Origin of the sequence: Gymnodinialimonas ceratoperidinii (assembly GCF_019297855.1) — a bacterium.
GTDB lineage: Bacteria > Pseudomonadota > Alphaproteobacteria > Rhodobacterales > Rhodobacteraceae > Gymnodinialimonas > Gymnodinialimonas ceratoperidinii.
Map to the genome: position 1 here is coordinate 3,615,658 of NZ_CP079194.1, position 6,311 is coordinate 3,621,968.

9 protein-coding genes and 1 tRNA gene are annotated in these 6,311 nt (G+C 62.4%); 2 read left to right on the forward strand and 8 right to left on the reverse strand.

What is annotated here, in order from left to right; all coding sequences use genetic code 11:
- Positions 1-176: 176 nt before the first annotated feature.
- The 7 genes from rplL to secE all read right to left on the reverse strand — a co-directional run bounded on the left by rplL (position 177) and on the right by secE (position 4,705).
- Positions 177-551, reverse strand: coding sequence for a 50S ribosomal protein L7/L12 (gene rplL, locus KYE46_RS17425; RefSeq protein WP_219002492.1), 375 nt, complete (start codon positions 549-551; stop codon positions 177-179).
- A 60-nt stretch (positions 552-611) separates the two neighbouring features.
- Positions 612-1,124 (reverse strand): 50S ribosomal protein L10, encoded by a 513-nt coding sequence (rplJ, locus tag KYE46_RS17430; RefSeq protein ID WP_219002494.1) that lies wholly within the window; start codon positions 1,122-1,124, stop codon positions 612-614.
- Positions 1,125-1,400: 276 nt separating this feature from the next.
- Positions 1,401-2,195, reverse strand: coding sequence for an ORF6N domain-containing protein (locus tag KYE46_RS17435; RefSeq protein ID WP_219002496.1), 795 nt, complete (start codon positions 2,193-2,195; stop codon positions 1,401-1,403).
- 122 nt (positions 2,196-2,317) lie between these two features.
- Positions 2,318-3,016 (reverse strand): 50S ribosomal protein L1, encoded by a 699-nt coding sequence (rplA, locus tag KYE46_RS17440; protein WP_219002498.1) that lies wholly within the window; start codon positions 3,014-3,016, stop codon positions 2,318-2,320.
- A gap of 5 nt (positions 3,017-3,021) precedes the next feature.
- Positions 3,022-3,474, reverse strand: coding sequence for a 50S ribosomal protein L11 (gene rplK / locus KYE46_RS17445; RefSeq protein ID WP_219002500.1), 453 nt, complete (start codon positions 3,472-3,474; stop codon positions 3,022-3,024).
- A gap of 312 nt (positions 3,475-3,786) precedes the next feature.
- Complete coding sequence (gene nusG / locus KYE46_RS17450) at positions 3,787-4,320, reverse strand: transcription termination/antitermination protein NusG (RefSeq protein WP_219002502.1); 534 nt, start codon at positions 4,318-4,320, stop codon at positions 3,787-3,789.
- Between the two features lie 193 nt (positions 4,321-4,513).
- A complete protein-coding gene (gene secE, locus KYE46_RS17455; protein ID WP_219002504.1) occupies positions 4,514-4,705 on the reverse strand; it encodes a preprotein translocase subunit SecE in 192 nt (63 codons plus the stop codon).
- A 72-nt stretch (positions 4,706-4,777) separates the two neighbouring features.
- Between secE and KYE46_RS17460 the strand changes: the two genes are divergently transcribed.
- Positions 4,778-5,239 carry a YdcF family protein gene (locus KYE46_RS17460; RefSeq protein WP_219002506.1) on the forward strand — a complete coding sequence of 154 codons (462 nt, stop codon included), beginning with the start codon at positions 4,778-4,780 and terminating at the stop codon, positions 5,237-5,239.
- Positions 5,240-5,322: 83 nt separating this feature from the next.
- Here the strand turns inward: KYE46_RS17460 and KYE46_RS17465 are convergent.
- A tRNA-Trp gene (locus tag KYE46_RS17465) sits at positions 5,323-5,398 on the reverse strand.
- 218 nt (positions 5,399-5,616) lie between these two features.
- On the opposite strand from KYE46_RS17465, the gene KYE46_RS17470 reads away from it, so the two are divergent.
- Positions 5,617-6,072 (forward strand): RidA family protein, encoded by a 456-nt coding sequence (locus KYE46_RS17470; RefSeq protein WP_247716871.1) that lies wholly within the window; start codon positions 5,617-5,619, stop codon positions 6,070-6,072.
- The last annotated feature ends 239 nt before the right edge of the window (positions 6,073-6,311 follow it).

Genomic DNA, 6,311 nt, shown 5'->3' on the forward strand with positions numbered 1-6,311 from the left:
GAAATAAGACATGACGGATCAATCTGTCTGCCGTCCCACCGGCAAAGCCCGATCCCTTGTCACCGTCTTGGAAAACGCCCTTCTCGAAGGGCCCTTGCCAAGACAGATACGGCTGGACCCAAGGTTTCCCTCGGATCCAGCCAAATTGTTGCCCCGAAACGGGGGCGCCAGACCAATTAGGCCAGCTCGACCTCTGCGCCGGCTGCTTCCAGCTTGGCTTTGACTTCTTCGGCTTCCGCCTTGTCGACGCCTTCTTTGATCTTGCCGCCGGCCTCGACGAGGTCCTTGGCTTCTTTCAGGCCGAGGCCCGTGATGCCGCGAACTTCCTTGATCACGTTGATCTTGGAGGCGCCGGCGTTCTTCAGAACGACGTCGAATTCGGTCTGCTCTTCAGCAGCCGCACCACCGGCGTCGCCACCGGCCGCCATCATCACGGCGCCGCCAGCGGCGGGCTCGATGCCGTATTCGTCTTTCAGGATGGTCTTCAGTTCCTGGGCTTCCAGGAGGGTCAGACCAACGATCTCTTCTGCGAGTTTCTTCAGATCAGCCATTTGCTTTTTCCGTATGTAAGTATGTGTTCCAACGCCACAAGGGCGGGTCTCAACGGGTGCTTACGCCGCCTTCTCTTCGATGGTCGAAAGGATGGAAGCGATATTCGAGGCAGGCGCGCCAATGGCACCGGCGATGTTCGAGGCAGGTGCGCCGATGCAACCAACGATGGAAGCGATAAGCTCCTCGCGGGAAGGCATCTTCGCAACGGCTTTAACACCATCGGCATCCAGGATGTTTTCGCCCATCGCACCGCCGAGGATGACGTAGTTGTCATTCTCCTTGGCAAACTCGTCCGCAGCTTTGGCAGCCGCGACCGGGTCTTCCGAATAGGCAAGAACAGTCATGCCCGTCATCAGGTCAGAGATGCCAGCGACATCCGTTCCCTCAAGGGCAATCTTGGCGAGCTTGTTCTTGGCAACACGCACAGCACCGCCCGCGTCGCGAACGCGACCGCGCAGATCCTGCATGTTAGCAACCGTGAGGCCCTGGTAGTGTGCCACTACCACGACGCCAGAGCTTTCAAAGATCTGGCCGAGTTCCTCGACCACTTTCTCTTTCTGGGCTCTATCCACAGGTTTTCTCCAACTTGGCGGGTTTCCCCACCGCTCAATTAACCGGATCGCTCCGGCGGTTTTTGGTCCGCGTGCAACGGAACCGAACACCGCCAAGCGCTCAACGGAGTGAGCGTTCAACAACTGTCTGATCCCATCTCAGGCAGGAATTAACGGGATTTTAAGGCCCCAACCCACCGTCTCGGACGAAACGCAAAAGAGCGCCCGACGAATCGCACGCTCTGCTGCAAGAGCGTCCCTAAACGGATCGGTCCAATTTGCCAAGGGGGGCAGGCGCTATTTGGCGAGATCTTCCAGCGTTGCCATCAGGCCCTCGGTCTCTCCTGTCTGGAGGTACATTTGTGCGCCGAGGATCAATTGCAACTCCTTCGCCAGCAACGCCATGCGCCGATGCGCGTTTTCGATGTGCTGCGCTTCCGCCTCGGTCGAGGTCTTCTCGGCCTGTGTCAGGATGCTGCGGATCTCGGCCAGGGTCTTTTCGTTCTCGATCTCGCCGCGCTTCAGCCGCGCCTTCAGGTAGCCCAGTCCCTCCAGCGCGACACTGCGCGCCTCATCGCGGACCGAGGTGTTCTCCTCGGGGTCGGCGATCGCGTCGAGCACCCGGTTCAGCGCCACCTGCAGGCGCCCGCGCAGGGAGCTGTCGGGGTCGGCCCCCGCGCCCATCAGCGCCGTGGCCCGCGCCGCGGCAGGCAGGTTCTGCCCCGCTGCCACCCGCGCCGTCGCGCGCCGCGTGGCCACGAAACTCGCCACGATCTGGCGCGAGGCCGCGATGGCCACCGGACTGCGCAACAGGGTGGCCGCCATCACGACACCATGTTCGGTGAAGGCCTTCGGTGGCCGCCGCCGGCCACCATGGCCGCTTGCGATCACATTTTGTGATTTCAAGTCGGCAAACTCCTCGCGGGTCAGCTCGAAGGCGAAGTCATCGCCGAATTTCTCCGCATTGCGCTTCACCGCCTGATTCAGGGCCGCGGTCTTCACGCCGAATTGCGCGGCCACGTCGTGATCCAGCAGGCAGGGCACGCCGCGCAGCTCGATGATCTGTGGCGCGGGTTCGTCTGTGTCAGCCATGGGCAGCCCCTCTTGCAGTCACGGAGTGTGACCTCAAATGGGCAGGCTGCCCCGCCCGATTGCAACAAAAAAGGCGCCCGCGAAGGGGCGCCTTTCTCGAAATTTTCGGTAACGGTCGGAGCTTAGTTGCCCGTCGCGTTGTCGACGCTCAAAGATACGCCCGGCCCCATGGTGGAGGACAGGTTGATCTTCTGCATGTAGGAGCCCTTGGCACCGGTCGGCTTCGCCTTGGAGACGGCATCCACGAACGCGCGGATGTTCTCGACCAGCTGCTCTTCCGAGAAAGAGGCCTTGCCGACGCCTGCGTGAACCACACCGGCCTTCTCGGCCTTGAACTGGACCTGACCGCCCTTGGCTGCCTCGACGGCCTCCTTGACGTCCATGGTCACGGTGCCGATCTTCGGGTTCGGCATCAGGTTCCGGGGACCAAGCACCTTACCCAGACGGCCCACGATGGGCATCATGTCGGGGGTGGCGATGCAGCGGTCGAAGTCGATGTTGCCGGCTTGCACCTTTTCCATCAGATCCTCGGCGCCGACGATGTCTGCGCCTGCCGCCTCGGCCTCTTCAGCCTTCGGACCACGGGCGAACACGGCCACGCGGACCGTCTTGCCGGTGCCGTTGGGCAGGTTAACCGTGCCACGAACCATCTGGTCCGCGTGGCGCGGATCGACGCCAAGCTTCATGGCGATTTCGACGGTCTCGTCGAATTTCGTCTTGGAGTTGGATTTGATCAGCGAAACGGCTTCTTCAACCGTGACGTTTTCCTGGCCTTCGAAGGCTGCCTTGGCAGCGGCGAAGCGTTTTCCCACTTTACCCATGGTTGTTACCCCTTCACCTCGATGCCCATCGACTTGGCCGAGCCAAGGACGATTTTCATTGCTGCCTCGACGTCGTTCGCGCTGAGGTCGACCATCTTCGCTTCTGCAATCTCGCGCAGCTGCTTGGATGTGATCGTTGCCACCGTCTCACGACCGGGCGTCTCTGCACCACGGGGACGGTTACGCTTGCCGACGGGCTTAAGGCCGGCGGCTTTCTTCAGGTAGTAAGACGCAGGCGGCGTCTTGATGTCCATCGTGAAGGACTTGTCCTGGTAGTACTGGATGACGGTCGGGCACGGTGCACCCTGCTCCATCTCCTGCGTCTTGGCGTTGAACGCCTTGCAGAATTCCATGATGTTGATGCCGCGCTGACCCAGCGCAGGGCCCACGGGGGGGCTTGGGTTGGCTTGACCTGCAGGGATCTGCAGTTTCATCGAGCCGACGAGTTTCTTGGCCATGAGGCCTCTCCTTTATACCAACAGCCCCTCATCGCGTTTCGGGGCCTTTGTGGCTGCGGTCTGGTCCGACGATCGCGATCGCCTCGCCTCCCACAGTTTTCAGGGACGAACGCAGGGCGCCCATCCATGGAAGCCCGCCTCCTAAGCCGGAATCGCGGTCATGGCAAATGGAAAATGGCTCGCAAGCGCGTGTCGCGGGCCCCTGCCGTATTCCGGCTGGCCGCGGGGCGGGCGGCGTGCGCCCTGACAGCGTCCCCAACGCAAAAGGCCGCCCCCTTCGGAGCGGCCCTGCAACCTCGGCGCGATTTGCGCTTACATCTGTTTGGAAACCTGCGTGTATTCCAGCTCCACCGGCGTCGCGCGGCCGAAGATCGAGACCGTCACCTTCAGGCGCTGGTTCTCTTCGTCGACCTCTTCGACCATGCCGTCGAAATCCTCGAACGGGCCATCGTTGACCTTGACCTTCTCGCCGACCTCAAAGGTGATCGTCGAGCGTGGGCTGGCTTCGCCCTCTTCCACGCGGTTGAGGATCGCGTTCACTTCCTCGTCGCGCATCGGCATGGGGCGGCCTTGCGGGCCGAGGAAGCCGGTGACCCGCTGGATCGACGAGATCACGTGGTAGCCCACGTCTGTCATCTCCATGCGGACCAGCACGTAGCCGGGCATAAAGCGGCGCGGTACGGTGACCTTCTTGCCGCGGCGGACCTCGATCACGTCTTCTTCCGGGACCAGCACTTCTTCGATCACGTCCTCGAGGCCCTTTTCGGCCACGGCGGTCCTGATCTGCTCTGCGATGCGTTTTTCAAAGTTCGACAGAACCGAGACCGAATACCAGCGCTTCGCCATGAATGCGTTTCCGTTTATTAGCGGGCCCTCAGCGGGGCCGGGTGTTGCAACGAGACCAGAATCGGCCCTCTCCCCATTACCACATCCCAGCGGTGCGCGCTGTCAGATGCTTCAGGTTTGGGGGATGGTGGCGGAGTACAAGCCAAGTCAGGGGAAATCAAGCCCCCTCGACGTCGGCACCCGGTGCGAGAGATCAGCCGAAAGAGGTGAGGATCAGCTCAAGCGCATTGCGGATCAGCCAATCAACGCCGAAAAAGAAGATCGCGGCCAGAACAGCCATCACGAAGACCATGGCCGTCGTGACCAGCACTTCGCGGCGGGTCGGCCAGACAACCTTCGCCACTTCAGAGCGGGTTTGCTGCAAAAACTGGAACGGATTTGTCATGGGTCGGTCACTTCCTTCGATCACAGCGCATATACGCATGAGGGCGCGCGCATGCAAGGAGGCTTGGGCAAGGTGACCGCAATCGTGATTCTAGGCGCCGCCGTCTGGCAGAACGGGGCGTCACCGACCCTGCGGCGGCGCACCCGCCATGGCGCTGCCCTCTACCATGAGGGCCATGGAGACGTGGTGATTCCCTGCGGCGGACTGGGACGGTTTCCCCCGACCGAAGCCGAGGTCATGGCCGAGATCCTGCGCGCTGAGGGGGTGCCCAGTGACGCGATCCGGCTCGAAGCGTCGTCCACCAATACCGTTCAGAACATCCGCAATGCTGTCTCGTTGCTGGAAGGTGAGACCCGTGTGATCCTTGTCTCTGATGCCTATCACCTGCCCCGCGCCCGCCTGATCGCGCGGCGCGAAGGGCTGGAGGTCTCCACCAGCGCCCCGCCCCTCAAGGGCGCGCGCCTCTGGCCGCAGGTCAAAGGCTGGCTGTGGGAGATCCCCGGCGTGATCGCGGTTGTTCTGCGCATCCGTTAAGACAGGCATGCGCGTCCGTTAGGGCAGGCATATGCAGGTTGGCGCGTTCAATGGCGTTTTCGGGATTTTTGGAAAGGATGGTCTGGCAGGGGCGGAGAGACTCGAACTCCCGACCGTCGGATTTGGAATCCGGTGCTCTACCAACTGAGCTACGCCCCTAGACCGAGGCAGGGAGTAGGCCGGATTTTCGTCCATGTCCAGATGGGTGTGGCGGAAATCCCCGATCGGCACGGCATAAAATCCCGCGCCGGGCGAAACGAGCCGGTCTTCCGCCGCGTGGGGATCGGTATCAGGCGGCACGAAAGGCGCTTGGGAAACCCTCGTGTCACTTCGATCCCGCGCAGACGTCAGAATGTGCTATGCTCAGCGCGAAACGAATGACCCTCTCGTTTCGCCCCTACCTGTGCCGCATCGAATGGGTGGAGACCGTGATGACCACCCGCCAGTTGATTTCGAACGGCAACCCGATGGAAGAGATCGTGGGCTTCAGCCGCGCCGTCAGGGTCGGCGCCTTCATCGCAGTGGGCGGCACCGCTCCAGTGAACGCCGAGGGCCAGACCGTGGGCATCGGGGATGTCTTCGCCCAGACCCGCCAGTGTTTCGAGATCATCAAGAGCGCCCTCGAAGAGGCGGGTTCCGGCCTGCAGGACATCGTACGCACCCGGGTGATCCTGACCGACATCGACAGGTGGAAGGAAGCCATCGACGCGCGCAAGCTTTACTGCCGCGAGGCGCGGCCGGTCGACACGATCATGGCGATCGACCGCTTCGTTAACCCTGAATGGCTGGTGGAGATTGAAGTCGACGCCATCGTGCCGGAGCCGCTGTCTTAAAACTTGGGAAGGCGGGACGCCTGAATGAATCCGTCGCGCGCGATGGTTGCGGGGTGGGTGCGAATCTTTGGACGCATGATCGGGCGGGAGTGGCACGGTGGCGGTCGATGGCGCTGTGGGAGAGCGGCCCTCCGGGGGGAGTTGTATTTACCAAGATGAAGGGGGAGCGGGTGTGGGCCCGAGGACGCGGCTTGGGTGGGTGGCCGGTGCGCGGGGGGGGGGGGGGGGGGGGGGGGGGG